This is a genomic window from Litoreibacter meonggei (genome assembly GCF_003663885.1).
In the GTDB taxonomy this organism is placed as follows: Bacteria; Pseudomonadota; Alphaproteobacteria; order Rhodobacterales; family Rhodobacteraceae; genus Litoreibacter; species Litoreibacter meonggei.
Map to the genome: position 1 here is coordinate 76,534 of NZ_RCCE01000005.1, position 16,165 is coordinate 92,698.

13 protein-coding genes and 1 riboswitch are annotated in these 16,165 nt (G+C 60.4%); of the genes, 9 read left to right on the plus strand and 4 right to left on the minus strand.

Annotated elements, in window-relative coordinates:
• The first annotated feature begins 9 nt into the window (after positions 1 to 9).
• From BCF46_RS14375 to BCF46_RS14385, 3 genes are all read left to right on the plus strand, one after another.
• Positions 10 to 1,173 (plus strand): lytic murein transglycosylase, encoded by a 1,164-nt coding sequence (locus BCF46_RS14375; protein ID WP_121025685.1) that lies wholly within the window; start codon positions 10 to 12, stop codon positions 1,171 to 1,173.
• Positions 1,174 to 1,254: 81 nt separating this feature from the next.
• Entirely contained in the window at positions 1,255 to 1,581 is a 327-nt protein-coding gene (locus BCF46_RS14380) for an H-NS histone family protein (protein ID WP_121025688.1), read from the plus strand.
• Between the two features lie 182 nt (positions 1,582 to 1,763).
• Complete coding sequence (locus BCF46_RS14385; protein ID WP_121025691.1) at positions 1,764 to 2,576, plus strand: PRC-barrel domain-containing protein; 813 nt, start codon at positions 1,764 to 1,766, stop codon at positions 2,574 to 2,576.
• Between the two features lie 53 nt (positions 2,577 to 2,629).
• Here the strand turns inward: BCF46_RS14385 and smc are convergent, their stop codons facing one another.
• On the minus strand, positions 2,630 to 6,085 hold the full coding sequence (gene smc / locus BCF46_RS14390; protein ID WP_121025694.1) for a chromosome segregation protein SMC: 3,456 nt from the start codon (positions 6,083 to 6,085) through the stop codon (positions 2,630 to 2,632).
• Between the two features lie 195 nt (positions 6,086 to 6,280).
• Positions 6,281 to 6,498: riboswitch (cobalamin riboswitch) on the plus strand.
• Positions 6,499 to 6,533: 35 nt separating this feature from the next.
• Here smc and BCF46_RS14395 point away from each other — a divergent pair.
• From BCF46_RS14395 to cobN, 5 genes are all read left to right on the plus strand, one after another.
• Positions 6,534 to 6,725 carry a CbtB domain-containing protein gene (locus tag BCF46_RS14395; protein ID WP_211332825.1) on the plus strand — a complete coding sequence of 64 codons (192 nt, stop codon included), beginning with the start codon at positions 6,534 to 6,536 and terminating at the stop codon, positions 6,723 to 6,725.
• A 15-nt stretch (positions 6,726 to 6,740) separates the two neighbouring features.
• Positions 6,741 to 7,424 (plus strand): CbtA family protein, encoded by a 684-nt coding sequence (locus BCF46_RS14400; protein ID WP_121025697.1) that lies wholly within the window; start codon positions 6,741 to 6,743, stop codon positions 7,422 to 7,424.
• 1 nt (position 7,425) lies between these two features.
• Positions 7,426 to 8,490, plus strand: a complete 1,065-nt coding sequence (gene cobW, locus BCF46_RS14405; RefSeq protein ID WP_121025700.1) for a cobalamin biosynthesis protein CobW — start codon at positions 7,426 to 7,428, stop codon at positions 8,488 to 8,490.
• Entirely contained in the window at positions 8,487 to 8,933 is a 447-nt protein-coding gene (locus tag BCF46_RS14410; RefSeq protein WP_121025703.1) for a GNAT family N-acetyltransferase, read from the plus strand. The genes cobW and BCF46_RS14410 overlap by 4 nt, the downstream gene beginning before the upstream one ends.
• Positions 8,934 to 8,994: 61 nt before the next feature.
• Positions 8,995 to 12,678, plus strand: a complete 3,684-nt coding sequence (cobN, locus tag BCF46_RS14415) for a cobaltochelatase subunit CobN (RefSeq protein WP_121025706.1) — start codon at positions 8,995 to 8,997, stop codon at positions 12,676 to 12,678.
• An 11-nt stretch (positions 12,679 to 12,689) separates the two neighbouring features.
• Here the strand turns inward: cobN and BCF46_RS14420 are convergent, their stop codons facing one another.
• Complete coding sequence (locus tag BCF46_RS14420) at positions 12,690 to 12,980, minus strand: hypothetical protein (protein ID WP_121025709.1); 291 nt, start codon at positions 12,978 to 12,980, stop codon at positions 12,690 to 12,692.
• A 131-nt stretch (positions 12,981 to 13,111) separates the two neighbouring features.
• Between BCF46_RS14420 and cobO the strand changes: the two genes are divergently transcribed.
• Positions 13,112 to 13,732 (plus strand): cob(I)yrinic acid a,c-diamide adenosyltransferase, encoded by a 621-nt coding sequence (gene cobO, locus BCF46_RS14425; RefSeq protein ID WP_121025711.1) that lies wholly within the window; start codon positions 13,112 to 13,114, stop codon positions 13,730 to 13,732.
• Between the two features lie 271 nt (positions 13,733 to 14,003).
• On the opposite strand, the gene BCF46_RS14430 is transcribed toward cobO, so the two are convergent.
• On the minus strand, positions 14,004 to 15,668 hold the full coding sequence (locus BCF46_RS14430) for a thiamine pyrophosphate-binding protein (RefSeq protein WP_170157943.1): 1,665 nt from the start codon (positions 15,666 to 15,668) through the stop codon (positions 14,004 to 14,006).
• Positions 15,669 to 15,744: 76 nt separating this feature from the next.
• A complete protein-coding gene (locus BCF46_RS14435) occupies positions 15,745 to 16,152 on the minus strand; it encodes a VOC family protein (protein ID WP_121026565.1) in 408 nt (135 codons plus the stop codon).
• Between the last annotated feature and the right edge of the window lie 13 nt (positions 16,153 to 16,165).

The window sequence follows — 16,165 nt, forward strand, 5'->3', positions numbered from 1 at the left end:
GAGCTTTCAATGCGTCACCTGTTTCTTGCCCTTGCCCTATCCCTGATCGCACCCGCTGCCTTTGCCGCGTGTGGCGGAAGTTGGAATTCCTTCGTTAGCGAAATGAAAAACGAAGCCATCGCCAAGGGGCATTCGAAATCCAGCGTCGACCGTTTCTTTTCCTTTGCACGCCAGGACCCGAAAGTTCTGAAAGCTGACCGCGCGCAAGGTGTGTTTAAACGCGATTTTATCGACTTTTCACGACGCGTCATTTCTCAGTCTCGAATTAACAAAGGCCGCGCAAATGCAAAAAAATACGCCTCCGTTTTCAAACGAGCCGAACGCGAATACGGCGTTCCTGCCGGCGTTCTTTTGGCATTCTGGGCGCTAGAGACCGACTACGGTGCGGTGCAGGGCAACTTCAACACGTTCAACGCGCTGATGACCCTAAGCCACGACTGCCGCCGCCCAGAATTGTTCCGCCCGCAGGTTTTCGCAGCTCTGGAATTGTTTGAACGCGGCAATTTCGACCCAAAAACCACCAAAGGCGCTTGGGCCGGCGAGATCGGGATGGTCCAGATGCTGCCGGAAGATATTATCGAAAACGGCGTCGATGCGGATGGTGATGGAAAAGTCAGCCTGAAAACTTCGGCACCAGACGCATTATTATCCGGCGCAAAAATGCTGCGTTCTCTGGGATGGCAGCAGGGCCAAGCATGGCTGCAAGAGGTGCAAGTTCCCGCCCGAATGGATTGGTCAAAAACCGGATTGAACAGCACGCTAAGCGTAGATGAATGGGCCATGATGGGTGTGAAACCCAGATCGGGGAAATTCCAAGGCGGCACCGGCTCCATTCTTTTGCCCATGGGTCGCAAAGGTCCCGCGTTTATCGCCTACCCGAATTTTCGCGTTTATTTCGAGTGGAACCAAAGCTTTGTCTACGTGACGACTGCCGCTTACTTCGCGACCCGCCTTTCTGGCGCGCCTGTCTATAATCCCGGCAACCCTGATCCCAGCCTGTCCGACGCCAATATGAAATCACTGCAAAAGAAATTGGCATCCCGTGGATATGATGTTGGAAAAATCGATGGAATATTGGGGTCCGGCACGCGCGCAGCGGTGCAGGCAGAGCAAAGGCGTCTTGGCCTTCCGGCAGACGCTTGGCCGACCATTGAACTTCTCCGAAAGCTGTAAATCACGAAGCGCTTGGTTTTATGTTAATTCTGCGTTAATGCCTTTGCTATTCGAAAAAAGCTGGGGAACTAAATAGAAAAAATGGCAAAAATAGATCTGAAATCACTGTCTCTGACAGAACTAAAAGCCCTGAATGCCCGTGTCGAAAAGGCTATCGAGCGTCATGGTAAAAAGCAAAAGGGCAAGGCCCTGGCGCTGGTCAAGGCAAAAGCAAAAGAGCTGGGTTTTTCGCTGGACGAGTTAACTGGTGGTGCACCCGCTAAGAAAACCACTGCGAAAAAACCCGCGAAAGCCGCCTATCGTCATCCTGACGATGCGAGCAAAACCTGGGCTGGCCGCGGCGCGCGCCCGCTTTGGTTGAAGGATGCCTTGAATTCCGGAAAATCATTGGAAGACTTCAAAGTTTAATTTCAATGATATCAGGGGCGTCTGACTCACTTTCAGATACCCCTGATGAAGCCTTCCAAACGCCTAACCTGCATTAAAGTTCCGCAAATAATTTGCGCATTTGTCGGGAACAAGCAGCGCCCATTCACGTTCTTCTATCAGACACGCTTCAAGCGTCGAAACTGACAAAGGAGAACAGACTGATGAAAAAATTTCTCATTACAACCGCCCTCGCTACTGGCCTTGCTCTGCCTGCGCTTTCCGATGCCCACTCTGGCAACACGGTGTTCCTTGATAGCGCCCACGAAAGCACCATGAGTGCCGCCGAGCTTCGCGTTTCAGACCTGATCGGCAAACGTATTTATACAGCCGAAGCCGATGTCGACACTGTCGCGAATGACGTCTCGACCGAATGGGATGACATTGGTGAGATCAACGATGTCATCATGTCCCGCGACGGCGAAACCCGCGCAATCTTACTAGATATTGGCGGCTTCCTTGGCATTGGCGAGAAAACCGTCGCTGTGAATATGGACGAGCTGAAGCTCGTCGCCGACGGTAATGATGCTGGCGACTACTTCGTCGTGTTCACGTCTAACCGCGCTGCGCTGGAAGGCGCCCCTGCGTTTGACAGCGATACCATCGGCGGCTGGACAGACGCCAAGATGGACATGGAAACCGATACCGCTGGCCCTCGAATTGGTATGGAGCGTGAAGGGTATGAAACCTATGACACATCCAAACTGACCACAGAAATGGTCACCGGTGCAGCCGTATATGATCAGAACGATGAACATATCGGCGAAGTATCTAAGCTCATTTTGAGCGACGCTGGTGAGATCACGGAAGCTGTGATCGACGTAGGCGGGTTCATTGGGCTAGGCGAAAAACCAGTTGCACTGAAGATGCAGGAACTGGACATTCTTCGCCAGACCGATGGCGATGATCTACGCGTCTATGTGAGCCAATCCAAAGAGGCTTTGGAAGCCTTGCCGGAATGGAAGAACGAAGGATAACTTAACCACACTCTAGCATGGGGCGCGCAGCATGGCTGCGCGCCTTTTTCGTCTCAGGCGACCAGCTGCTCTGCTTTTTTCAGATCAACCGACACCAGTTGAGACACACCCAGCTCCGCCATGGTTACCCCGAACAACCGATCCATCCGCGCCATCGTCACCGCATGGTGGGTGATGATCAGGAAGCGCGTGTCGGTACGGCGGGCCATTTCGTCCAACAGGTCGCAGAACCGCGTCACGTTGGCGTCGTCCAGCGGCGCGTCGACCTCGTCAAGCACACAAATCGGTGCTGGATTCGCAAGGAACACTGCGAAGATAAGCGCCAGAGCCGTCAGAGTTTGCTCGCCCCCGGACAGCAGCGACAGGGTCGACAGCTTCTTGCCGGGTGGTTGGCACATGATCTCCAGACCGGCCTCCAGCGGGTCGTCACTTTCGACCATGACCAGCTTCGCCTCGCCACCGCCAAACAGGTGCTTGAACAAGGTCGAGAAACTTGAGTTCACTTCTTCAAACGCTGTCAGCAGACGCTCACGACCCTCTTTGTTGAGCGAGGCGATACCGGTGCGCAGGGCAGAAATTGCCGCTTCCAGATCGGTCTTTTCACCGAGCAGGTTGTCGTGCTCTTCCGAGACCTCTTTGGCGTCTTCTTCCGCACGCAGGTTCACGGCACCCAACGCATCCCGTTGGCGTTTCAGACGGTTCACGTCGGCCTCGACCCGCTCCGCCGGGGGCATGTCATCCGGGTTAGTGTCCAAGGTTTCGAGCAACGCCTGCGGCGTGGTTTCCATGTCCTCACGAATACGCTCCACCGCGTAGGTCACCGTTTCTTTGGCGGCCTCGGCACGGGCATCCGCGCGGGCGCGGGCTTCGCGGGACTCGGAGGCTTCGCGTTCGGCATCGCGTTCTGTTTGCACACCTTCACGCAGGGCCGTTTCGGCCTCGGCCAAGTTGTCAGCGGCGGTTCTCCGGCGCGTCTCAGCCTCGTCAATCGCAGAAGTCAGCTCATCACGTTTGGCGGCCAGCTCAGACGGCGCGGCAGAGGCTTCTTTCAACTCGGCCTCGGAGGTTACCTTGCGCTCCTCCAACTCGCCGATCCGTTTGCCAGCGGTTTCCAGACGATGCTTCCAGCCGCTGACTTCGGTGGTGATTTCTTGGCTGCGCTTGGTCCGCGCCTCGCCCTCGCGGCGCAATTCGTCATGCGAGGACCGCTTCGCCAGCATGGTCATGCGCGACGCCTCGACGGTCATTTTGACGTCTTCGACTTCGGCACGCGCCGCGTCCAGATCGCCCAGATCAGCCACGCCTTTATCGGCTTCTCGCAGACGTTCGCGGGCGGCCATCGCCTCTTCTTCGTAGCGGGTCACGGCCAGTTCAAGGCTTTCGACGCGACCAGCCGCAATCGACTTTTCACCTTCGGCACGGGATACGGCGCGTGACGCATCAGCCATCGCACGATCAGCATTTTTGCGGGCCTCACGCGCGTCCCGATCCGCTTGCGCCGCCTCCGCCAACTCTTTGGTGAGCATCTCATGCGCCTGACGTGCACCATCGGCACGTGCCGTCGCGCCCTCCAGCGCTTGCTTCAGCTCTTCCAAACGGTTGAGCTGTTGCAGACGCATCGCAGCCGCGGATGGCGCGTCATCGGCCCCCGTGCGGAACCCGTCCCAGCGCCAGACGTCACCCTCCACCGAGACCAAACGCTGCCCCGGCAACAGGGATTCTTGCAGGCGGTTGCCGTCATTCGCGTCGACCAATCCCACCTGCGACATCCGGCGGGCCAGCACGTCCGGGATCGTCACATAGGTGGTCAGTGGGTTGACGCCCTCTGGCAGGCGTTGTGGCTGCGGATAGGCCGCAAGGCGCGCCCAGCCGGTGACTTCATCGTCGTCAATTTGCGGCGCCCGCAGGTCGTCGGCCAAGGCCGCGCCGAGCGCTTTCTCGTAGCCGGATTTCACCTGAACCACGTCCAGCAGCTGACCTTGCTCCGAGGTATCGCGGTCCACCAAACGCGACAGCGCGGTGGCCTCCGCACGCAGGGCGTTTGCTTCGCCCTCAGCCTCAGAGCGTTGCGAGCGGGCGTCGCTTTCGCGGTTCTGCGCTTCGGAACGCGCCGCTTCGGCGGCGGTCAAATCGGTGTCGGATTTTTCAGCCTGAACCGAGGCTTGGGACAACGCCGTTTGCGCCGCGATCAGCGAGGTATCCGCGTTGGTCGCAGCGGCCTGCGCGTGATCAACCGAGGCGCGGGCTTTGTTCGCCTCGTCCTCGTAGCGCTGCAATGTCTTGGCGGCGTCTTCGCGTAAGCGGTGAGCGGATTGGTGGCGCGCGGCAAGGCGGGCGACGTCTTCGGTATGCTCGGCCAGTTGCGTTTCGCGATCCTGCAACACGGTCGCGGCTTCGCGGGCCTCCGTCGCGGCGGCGTCCAGCTTGGCGACATGCCCCTCAGACGCTTTGGCGATCTCGCGGGCTTCCCATTCCAGCCGTTCAATCGTCTCGCCCGCATCGCGGTTCAGCGCGGTTTCGCGTTCGATATCGCGGGCCAATTGGTCAATCCGCGCGGTCAGCGTCTCGATGGTCTGTTGCGCCTGACGTTCCTGATCCGTCAGCGTGTCGCGCTGGACTTGCAAGCGTTGTAGCACGGCGGCGGCGATTGCCTCTTCCTCGCGCAATGGCGGCAAGGTGTCTTCCATCGCTTGGCGCGACTTGGCAACCTCACGCACCTGCGCTTCGGACAGAGCGGCCTGTTTCGTGCGTTCCGTCAGGATTTGGCTGGCGGTCAGGTTCGCGTCTTCGGCCTCTTTCCAACGACGGTAGAGCAGCGTGCCTTCCGATTTGCGCAACTCTTCACCGATCTCCCGATACCGCGCGGCTTGGCGCGCTTGGCGGGCAAGTTGTGCCAGTTGCGCGGCGAGCTGTTCGATCACGTCATCGACACGGGACAGGTTGGTCTCCGCCCCGTTCAACTTCAACTCCGCCTCGTGGCGACGTTGATACAGCCCCGAGATGCCTGCCGCTTCCTCAAGGATACGGCGGCGGGCCTTGGGCCGTGCGTTGATCAGTTCCGATATCTGCCCCTGACGCACCAATGCAGGCGAATGCGCACCGGTGGACGCATCGGCGAACAGCATCTGCACATCCCGCGCCCGCACGTCTTTGCCGTTGGTCTTGTAGGCGGACCCTGCGTCGCGGGTGATCCGGCGGATAATTTCCAGCGTATCGAGGTCGTTAAACCCCGCAGGCGCCAGACGCTCCGAGTTATCAATATGCAGGGACACTTCCGCGAAGTTCCGCGCCGGACGCGACGACGCCCCTGCGAAGATCACATCTTCCATGCCAGAGCCGCGCATCGACTTGGCGCGATTCTCGCCCATCACCCAGCGCAGCGCTTCCAGCAGGTTGGACTTTCCGCAGCCATTTGGCCCCACAACGCCCGTCAGCCCGTCAGCAATCACCAGCTCCGTGGGGTCCACGAAGCTTTTGAAGCCGTTCAGTCTGAGTTTAGAGAAGCGCAATGCGGGCCTCGCGGGGGAATCGGTGTGTAGTGGGTCATTGTTTGAACCTAACCCTCATGAGTCAACGTAAAACCACTGCATATGGCCGGCTACTCAGGGTTATCCCCAAGATGTTGCGAATTTCCGCTTAAGCCAGTGTGCCGCGAAATGCATGTGGGCTGTCGGAATCGACCTTGACCCGCACAGCGCCCCTGACGCATTGTGCCCACGCATGGTTCCCCGCGACGTGCAAAGCACAGTGGGGAAAAATGGGAATTCGGTAGGCGTGACCCAATTAGGGACGCAACTCCGGAGCCGCCCCCGCGACTGTATGCGGTGAGCACCCTGCCAACTTAGCCACTGGAGCAATCTGGGAAGGCGGCAGGATGCATCGACCCGCGAGCCAGGAGACCAGCCATGCGCAATGAAACCCCTCCCGTCGGGTGTGACGGGGCAAGGAGATTAGAGAATGAACAACGAAGTTAAAGCAGCCACGCTGAACGCAACCACCATCCAGACCGCCGACATGAGCCTTGTCAGCATCCTTGGTGCCGCTGCTCTGGGTCTGGCCCTGCTGTTCGCAGCCGGTTTCGCACAAGCCTCCGTGATGCATGACACCGCGCATGACCAGCGTCACGCGATGGCGTTCCCCTGCCACTAATCACCTACCAAAAACATGTTTAAAAATTTGTTGACCAGCGCTGTGTTCGCTGGCGTAGCCGTCGGCGTGATTGCCGCCGTTCTACAATTCTGGTTGGTGACACCCTTGCTGCTAGAGGGTGAGCTTTATGAATCCGGCGCTCGTGTGCACTTCGCGGTCGACGGCTCCACCCAAAGCGACGCGGGGCATCCTGCGTTGTTTACCGACCCCATGCGTGACCTGATGACCATCGGCTTCAACATGGTGACCTTCACAGCCTTTGCCCTGTTCCTTGCGATCGGCTTCGCCCTGACGGAACGCGGCGGCCATGAGGTGACCGCTCGCAAAGGTCTGATCTGGGGCATCGCAGCCTTCATCGCCGTGCAGCTTGCCCCTGCCATGGGCCTCCCACCCGAGCTTCCGGGGACCGTTGCGGCAGATGTAGAACTGCGCCAAATCTGGTGGATTTGTACTGTGCTTGCCACCGCAGTCGGGCTTGGCCTGATCGCCTTTGGCCCAACTCTGGCTGGTATTGGCGGGGCAGCCCTCATCGCCCTGCCACACATCGTCGGCGCGCCGCATCTGGATACCTATTTCGGCGTGGCAGCTCCCGAGCTGTCCGCGCATTTTGCCACGGCCTCTTTGGGGACTTCGGCGGTCGCTTGGGCCTTGTTGGGCCTGTTCACCGCTACCCTCTGGGTCAAATTCAAGGACGCCTGACATGCAAGCAAAGATCCCCGCCACCGTCGTCACCGGCTTCCTTGGGGCCGGCAAAACCACCCTCATCCGGCACATGCTGGAGAACGCCAACGGCAAACGCATTGCCCTGATCATCAACGAGTTTGGCGATCTGGGCGTGGACGGCGACATCCTCAAAGGCTGCGGCGACGAAACCTGCACCGAGGATGACATCATGGAGCTGTCCAACGGCTGCATCTGCTGCACCGTGGCCGACGACTTCATCCCGACGATGGAAAAGCTACTGGCCCGCGAGAACCGCCCCGATCACATCGTGATCGAAACCTCCGGTCTGGCCCTGCCGCAACCCCTGATCCGCGCTTTCAATTGGCCGGAAATCTCGACCAAGGTCACCGTCGATGGCGTGGTGACCGTGGTGGACGGCAAAGCCGTCTCCGAAGGTCGCTTTGCCCATAATGTCGCCGCCGTGGACGCACAGCGCAAGCTGGACGAAAACCTTGATCACGAAACGCCGCTGTCGGAGCTGTTCGAGGACCAAATCGCCTGCGCCGACATGATCGTGGTCAACAAGTCCGACCTGTTGGGCGACACCGAAACCGACGCGCTGGTCGCGACCTTGAAGGCAGACAGCCGCGATGGCGTCCAGGTCGTGCGCACATCCATGGGCAAGCTGCCTGTCGATGTGTTGCTCGGCCAAGGCATCGGGGCTGAAGGTGACTTGGACGCCCGCCACGAGGTGCATCACCACCACCATGATCACGACGACGATGACCACCACGACGACCATCATCACGAACACAGCCACGATGAATTCCAATCTTTCGTCGTCACCCGTGGCGAAATCACAGACCCGAAAGCGTTCGCCGAACAAGTGGCCAACGTGATCCGCACCCATGACATATTGCGCCTGAAAGGCTTCGCCGCCGTCGAGGGCAAACCTATGCGCCTGACGCTTCAGGCCGTCGGCCCGCGGGTAGACACCTATTTCGACCGTCCCTTCGGCAGCGTCGCCCGCGAAACGCGGCTGGTGGTTATCGGCCAAGCTGGTCTGGACCACGCGACCATAGAGGCCGCGTTGCAAGCATGATCATAGAGCGCGGAGATCCCCGTGACCCGCAGGTCACCGCGCTTTTGCAAGCCAGCCACGCGCTGATGGAAAGCCTGTTTCCGCCCGAAGAAAACAACTACCTCTCCATCGATGCTCTCTGCGCGCCGGAGGTGCATTTCTTCGTGGCCCGTTACGGTGAAACGCTCTTGGGCTGCGGTGCGATCAAGCACATGGGCACCTATGGGGAGCTGAAATCGATGTTCACCGCCAAGGCCGCCCGTGGCAAAGGCGCGGCATCCGCAATCCTCGATCACATCGTCAAACACACCCGCGCACTGGGCTTAACCGCACTCAAGCTCGAAACCGGCAAGGGCCTCGACGCCGCACACCGGCTGTACTCCAAGCACGGCTTTACACCCTGCGGGCCTTTTGGCGACTATGAGGCCAACGAGACCAGCCTGTTCATGGAGAAGCCGCTCTAGGTTTCATCTTGGCCTAAATATTCCCGCCGGAGGCATCCTCCGCCAGCCATAAGGCGCTGACATGCACCTACTCGCCGCGACCCCCGGAAACATAGACAACGGCCAAGAGCCGGTTGATTTGGGCCAAACGCCTGCCGAAATCGTGGTGATCTCCGCCGCCGATACCGAGCTGGCTGCCCTCTCCGCCGCGCGCGGCGAAATGGCGGCCCCACCCAGCCTGCGCCTCGCCTCCATGATGCACCTGATTCACCCGATGTCGGTGGATCTGCATATCGAGGCCTGCGCGACCAAATCCAAGCTGGTGATTGCCCGCGTTCTGGGTGGTGTCGGCTATTGGAAATACGGCGCGGAGCAATATGCGGCGCATGTGCACGATGCAGGCGTCCCCTTGGCGCTGCTGCCGGGCGACGACAAGCCCGACGCCGAGTTGCGCGGATTATCCACGGTTTCAGACGAGGACTATGACGCGCTCTGGGCCTATCTGGTCGAAGGCGGACCCGCCAATGCGGAAAACTTCCTCGGCTATGCCCAAGCGATGGTCGCCGGAACCGAGCGGCCCTCCCCCGCCTCCCCCTTGTTGCGGGCAGGGGTCTATTGGCCGGGGTCGGGAATCTCAGATCTCGCCGCCGCGCAGGAGGCATGGACCGACGGCGCGCCTGTCGTGCCATTGATCTTCTACCGCGCCCTCGTCCAAGGCGCGGGCCTGAACCCCGTCAACCGCTTGGTGAAGTCGCTCTTGCGCGCGCGCCTGAACCCGTTGCCGATCTTCGTGGCCTCCCTCAAAGACCCGATCAGTCTGGCCACGCTGGAGCACCTGCTGACGCAAGCCCCGCCCGAGGTTATCCTGAACGCGACCTCCTTTGCCACCGGCTCCCCGCATCAGGGCGACGCCGAGGCGTTCAACCCGCTGGCAGCACATTTTACGAACAAGGCCCCCGTCTTTCAGGTCATCTTCTCCAGCTCGACCGAGGTCGCGTGGGCGGACGGGCTCACTGGCCTGTCCGGCCGCGACATCGCGATGAACGTGGCCCTACCCGAGGTCGACGGCCGCATCCTGTCACGCGCCGTCAGCTTCAAGGACGAGGCCTATTTCGACGAGGCCACCGAATGCCCCATCGCCACCTATCGCGCTCGCGGCGACCGCATCCAGTTCGTGGCGGACCTTGCCGCCAATTGGGCCAAGCTCCGCCGCGCCAAAACGTCGGACCGCAAGGTCGCGCTGATCCTCGCCAACTATCCCAACAAGGACGGGCGGCTGGCCAACGGCGTGGGCCTCGATACCCCTGCCGCGACCACCCATGTGCTGAAGTTGTTAGCAGATGAAGGCTACCACGTCGCCAACCCGCCCCCCGACAGCGACGCCCTGATGAAGGCGATGATGGCCGGCCCCACCAACTGGCTGACCGACCGCCATGTGCGCACGGGCGGCGTTGACTTGTCACTGGCCGATTATCACCGCGACTACGCGCAACTGCCCTACGCGCTACGCCAGCAGATCGAGGACCGCTGGGGCGCGCCGGAAACCGACCCGTTCTATACCGCAGGCGAGGTCGATTGCGGGCGCTTCGCCCTGTCGGTGCTACACTACGGAAATGTGGTCGTCGGGTTGCAACCTGCCCGTGGCTACAACATTGACCCGACCGACACCTACCACTCGCCCGACCTCGTGCCCCCGCATAACTACCTCGCCTTCTACTTCTGGCTGCGTCACGAATTCGGCGCGCACGCGATCGTCCACATGGGCAAGCATGGCAACCTCGAATGGCTGCCCGGCAAGGCGCTCGCCCTGTCCGAGGAATGCTGGCCGGAGGCGGTTCTCGGCCCAATGCCGCACGTGTACCCGTTCATCGTCAATGACCCCGGCGAAGGCACCCAAGCCAAGCGCCGCGCGCAGGCAGTGATCATCGACCACCTGACCCCGCCCATGACGCGGGCGGAAACCTACGGGCCACTAAAAGATCTCGAGGCACTAGTCGACGAGTACTACGAGGCCGCAGGCGTGGACCCCCGCCGCATCGAGCATCTGCGCCGCGAAATCCTGTCCATGACCTCGGCCACGGGGCTGTCCGAAGATGTCGGCTTTTCCGGCGATGAGGATGGCGATCTGGCCAAGCTCGATTCCTATCTCTGCGAATTGAAAGAGGCGCAAATCCGCGACGGGTTGCACATTTTCGGGGTCTCGCCAGAGGGCGTGCAGGCCCGCGATCTGACAATCGCCCTTACCCGCGTTGCACGCGGCGATGGCACAGGCGCGGACGCCTCGCTAATCCGTGCGCTGGCTGACGATCTGGCACTGGACTTCGACCCGCTGTCGGCTGATCTGGCAGCGCCTTGGACAGGCCCTCGCCCAGAGGTTTTACCGGGTGATAAATGGCGCAGCACCGGTGATACCGTGGAACGCTTGGAAGAGTTGGCAATCCGCCTAATGGAAGGCGAAACGCCTCCCGGCCCTGCCAGCGCCACCGTGATGGAGCATATCCGCAGCCATGTGCAACCAACGGTCGCCGCCTGTGGACCCATGGAAGGGGCGGGCCTTCTCAGCGCCCTCAAGGGGCACTTCGTCGCCCCGGCGCCCTCCGGCGCCCCGACCCGCGGGCGGATGGATGTGTTGCCGACGGGGCGCAACTTTTTCTCCGTCGACAGCCGCGCGGTCCCGACACCAACCGCTTGGACCTTGGGTTGGAAATCCGCCAACCTGCTGATCGAAAAACATCTGCAAACCCACGGCGACTGGCCCCGCGCCTTGCTGCTGAACGCGTGGGGCACGGCCAATATGCGCACCGGCGGGGACGACATCGCGCAGGCGCTAGCCCTGATGGGGTGCAAGCCGAAATGGGACGCTGCCAACCGCCGCGTCACCGGCTTCGAAATCCTGCCGATGGGCGTGCTGGGCCGCCCCCGCGTCGACGTCACCCTGCGCGTGTCGGGCTTCTTCCGCGACGCCTTCCCGCAGCTTATCGCCTTGGTCGACAGCGCCGCCCGCGCGGTCATGGAATTGGACGAGCCGGAAGCCGACAACCCCGCCGCCGCCCGCTTCCTTGCAGAAGGCACATCACACCGCGTCTTCGGCTCCAAACCGGGGGCTTACGGGGCAGGTTTGCAGGCGATGATCGACGAGCGCCTTTGGGCCGACAAATCCGATCTGGCCGAGGCCTATCTGGAATGGGGCAGCTATGCCTATGGCAAGGACGCCGAAGGCACCCGTGATCGCGCAAGCTTTGAGGCCCGACTAAGCCAAGCCGAAGCCGTGGTGCAAAATCAGGACAACCGCGAGCACGATTTGCTCGACAGCGACGACTACTACCAGTTCGAGGGCGGCGCGGCGGCGGCTATCGAAACCCTCCAAGGTCGCGCGCGACCCGTCTACCACAACGACCACTCGCGCCCGGAACGCCCCGTGATCCGCACGCTTGAGGACGAGATCGGCCGCGTCGTGCGCTCCCGCGTGGTGAACCCTAAATGGATCGAGGGCGTTAAACGCCACGGCTACAAAGGCGCGTTCGAGATGGCCGCGACGCTAGACTACCTGTTCGCCTTTGCGGCCGCCACGGGGGCCGCAAAGTCCCATCATTTCGACTTGGTGCATCAGGCCTATCTGGAGGATGACGACACGCGCGACTTCATCGCAGAGCATAACCCAGCAGCCCTGCGCGAAATGGCGGAGCGGTTGAACGAAGCTATCGAACGGGGGCTGTGGACGCCCAAATCAAACTCTGCACGTGCCTTGATTGACCGTTTGCTGTGAAAAACCACCGCCTAGCACAGGATATCCGCTTGAATGACAGCAACATCGCCCCGCACGGAACTCCGGACGACATGGCAGCCGGTGACACGCTCTATGGCAGTGGTCCCGGCTGCGAACACATCACGGGCCATGGGTCTAAGGGCAATATTGGAGCGATACGCCTCGGCATGCCCGCCCCTGAATTTCACATCAAAAGAATACGCCCCGACGGTCGCAGAACCCTTGGAGCCACCCATGGCGCCGACACCGGGCGCCGCACAGGCCGAAAGAAGCGGCAAAAGAACACAAAGCAACAAGCGCATGGCCAAGTCCCGTTATTGGCAGAGAGAGACCATTTTAGGCCCTGCATGATTAACAATCCCTTACCGCCTTTAGGCTTGCATCAGGCAGGCCAGTCCAACAGGCTACCCGCAACCCAATTCCGGAGCGCATCATGACCAACGAGACCCCAGACGATCTAACCCGCCACGCCACGAAAATGGCCAAGAAGAAGGCCGCACGCGACAAGATCATGGCGACCAAAACCGACAAGCGCGGGTTGATCATCGTGCACACCGGCAAGGGAAAGGGCAAAAGCTCCGCCGCCTTCGGGATGATTTTCCGCTGCATCGCGCATGACATGAAATGCGCCGTGGTGCAGTTCATTAAGGGCGGCATGAGCACCGGCGAGCGCGATCTGATTCTGGGAAAATTCTCCGACATCTGCGAGTTCCACACCATGGGCGAAGGCTTCACTTGGGAAACGCAGGACAAATCCCGCGACATCGAAATGGCACAAGCGGCTTGGGCGAAAGCCAAAGAGCTGATCCGCGATCCATCGAACCACATGGTGTTGCTGGACGAGATCAACATCGCACTGCGCTATGACTACATAGACATCAATGAGGTGGTCACCTTCCTCGCGGAAGAAAAACCCGACATGACCCATGTGGTTCTGACCGGCCGCAACGCGAAGGACGAGTTGATCGAAGTTGCCGATCTGGTCACCGAAATGGAGCTGGTCAAGCATCCCTTCCGCTCCGGCATCAAGGCACAGATCGGCGTGGAATACTAACCGGTTATTAAGGTTAACACGCGCGGCGCATGGCAGCAGTTGTGTTTCATCTTGGCCCAAATATTCCCGCCGGAGGCATCCGGGCTTTCAAACGACACCTTGGCTGATAGGGTAGAGCCTCCGGCGGGAATATTTTAACCAAGATGAAACCAGAAACGCGCTCACTGTCGGGGCGGTACAGAGTGGAAACCCGATGGCTGTCCAAGGTGAAGCCTCCGATCGAGTGTCTTCGACTGCTTCAGGGGGACCACGTGCGCCCCCTGAAGGACATTCATTTACTGTGTTGCTCGCCCATAGCGCGGGTCTCTGACAGAGTCATGCCAGTCGACAGAACCTCGTCATCCAGTTGCACCTCGATCACAGACAGCACTCCGGCATTCTGTGCCACCGCAAACGCCGCTGCAAAATCTTCGGTGCGGGTCACTGTCTGCCCCGTTCCACCATAAGCGCGGGCCAAGGCGGCGAAGTCAGGATTGGCGATCATCGTGCCGGACACCCGCCCCGGATAGGTCTTTTCCTGATGCATGCGGATCGTGCCGTATTTGCCGTTATTGACCACGATGACAATTACCGCTGCGCCGTGCTGGATAGCGGTCGACATCTCGTTGCAGGTCATCTGGAAACAACCATCTCCGGCAAAGCAAATCACCGTGCGGTCGGGATGTTCCAGCTTCGCGGCAATTGACGCTGGAAAACCATAACCCATCGAGCCGGAGGTCGGGGCAACTTGCGTCTTGTAGCTCCGGAACCGGTGATAGCGGTGGACAAAAGCCGCGTAATTTCCAGCCCCGTTGGTCAAAATTGCGTCCTGCGGCAAGTGTTCTGCCAACCATGAGACGACCTGCTCCATTTTCACAGGGCCGGGCGTTGGCTTGGGTTCCTGCCATGCTTCATAATCAGCCCGTGCCTGCGCACGCCATTCGACCCAATCGCCCGCCTGAGATTCGGCATCCGCAAGCGCTGCGATCAGCGCCGCACTGTCGCAAGCCAGCGCGAGGTCCGGCGCGTAGACATGGCCTGGTTCGTCCGGGCTGGGATGGGAATGGATCAGGGTCTTGCCCAGATCAGACGGATCCAGCAGCGCGTATCCGTTTGTCAGAATGTCGCCGACCCGGGCGCCAATTACCAATAGCAGGTCAGTGTCTTGTAGGCGTTTGGCCAGTGCGGGATTCATCCCGACCCCAAGATCCCCAACATAATGCGGGCTGTCATTGTTCAGGTAATCCTGCCGCCGGAAAGGTACCGCCACGGGCAGATCCAAGCGTTCGGCAAAGCGCTCGAGATCTGACGCCGCTTGTGCCGACCACCCCGGCCCTCCCGCGATCACCAAAGGGCGCTTTGCGCGTCCCAGCATGTCCTCAATACGTGCTACATCATCGGGTGCAGGCATCGCGCGGGCCACTTGAACCGCAGGCCGGTCCGCAATTTCAGCCGCCGCTGACAACATATCCTCGGGCAGCGCCAGAACCACCGGCCCCGGACGGCCCGACTGCGCAATCTGGAAAGCGCGGGATATAAATTCGGGCAACCGTTCGGTTTGATCGACCTCGGCGACCCATTTGACCAAGCCGCCAAAGAACTGGCGGTAATCGACCTCTTGGAACGCCTCTCGGTCCCGGTGTCCGCGCGCGATTTGTCCCACGAACAACACCATCGGTGTGCTGTCCTGCATCGCCACGTGCAATCCTGAAGACGCATTTGTCGCCCCCGGTCCACGGGTCACGAAGGCGACGCCGGGCCGACCGGTCAGCTTGCCATGCGCCTCGGCCATCATCGAGGCTCCGCCCTCCTGCCTGCACACCACATTCTGGATACCGCTCTCGAAAAGTCCGTCCAAGGCCGCCAAAAAGCTTTCCCCCGGCACCGAGAACACCCGCGTCACACCCTGAATTTTCAACTGCTCCGCGAGAATTGCGCCGCCATGCCTGATAGCCATTAGAACCTCCGTGTCATTCGGGCTTAGTCTTTGGTCAGGCCCACGGCATTTGCAACGTCAATCATGCATCAAACGATTAACCTTGCGCGGCACCAACTGAAATTTCGACCAAATTTCGGTCCGGGTCGCGAATGTAGATCGATCGTATCGGCCCCCGCGCGCCGCTCCGCATCACGGGCCCCTCTTCGATCTCGACACTGCGCCCATCAAAATGCGAGACCCAAACTTCCAACGGCATTTCCGTCAGAAAACACAGATCGGCGCTGCCCGGAGTCGGGACATGACTATGCGGGCGATACTCGGCACCCGCCGCGTGCAAGTTGATCTTCTGCTTACCGAAATACAGGGCCGTTCGCACAGAGCCATCTTCGGGCTGAAATTCCCGCACCTGCATTCCCAAAACATCCGTATAAAATGCAACGGTCGCACTCATGTCGCGGACGGTCAGCACAAAGTGATCCAGCGCGGTTAATGTTGGCGTCATAACGGGCTTGCCT

Coding starts and splice junctions, on each gene's coding strand:
- BCF46_RS14375 (WP_121025685.1), top strand. CDS start 10: ATGCGTCACCTGTTTCTTGCCCTTGCCCTATCCCTGATCGCACCCGCT.
- BCF46_RS14380 (WP_121025688.1), top strand. CDS start 1,255: ATGGCAAAAATAGATCTGAAATCACTGTCTCTGACAGAACTAAAAGCC.
- BCF46_RS14385 (WP_121025691.1), top strand. CDS start 1,764: ATGAAAAAATTTCTCATTACAACCGCCCTCGCTACTGGCCTTGCTCTG.
- BCF46_RS14395 (WP_211332825.1), top strand. CDS start 6,534: ATGAACAACGAAGTTAAAGCAGCCACGCTGAACGCAACCACCATCCAG.
- BCF46_RS14400 (WP_121025697.1), top strand. CDS start 6,741: ATGTTTAAAAATTTGTTGACCAGCGCTGTGTTCGCTGGCGTAGCCGTC.
- cobW (WP_121025700.1), top strand. CDS start 7,426: ATGCAAGCAAAGATCCCCGCCACCGTCGTCACCGGCTTCCTTGGGGCC.
- BCF46_RS14410 (WP_121025703.1), top strand. CDS start 8,487: ATGATCATAGAGCGCGGAGATCCCCGTGACCCGCAGGTCACCGCGCTT.
- cobN (WP_121025706.1), top strand. CDS start 8,995: ATGCACCTACTCGCCGCGACCCCCGGAAACATAGACAACGGCCAAGAG.
- BCF46_RS14420 (WP_121025709.1), bottom strand. CDS start 12,980: ATGCGCTTGTTGCTTTGTGTTCTTTTGCCGCTTCTTTCGGCCTGTGCG.
- cobO (WP_121025711.1), top strand. CDS start 13,112: ATGACCAACGAGACCCCAGACGATCTAACCCGCCACGCCACGAAAATG.
- BCF46_RS14430 (WP_170157943.1), bottom strand. CDS start 15,668: ATGGCTATCAGGCATGGCGGCGCAATTCTCGCGGAGCAGTTGAAAATT.
- BCF46_RS14435 (WP_121026565.1), bottom strand. CDS start 16,152: ATGACGCCAACATTAACCGCGCTGGATCACTTTGTGCTGACCGTCCGC.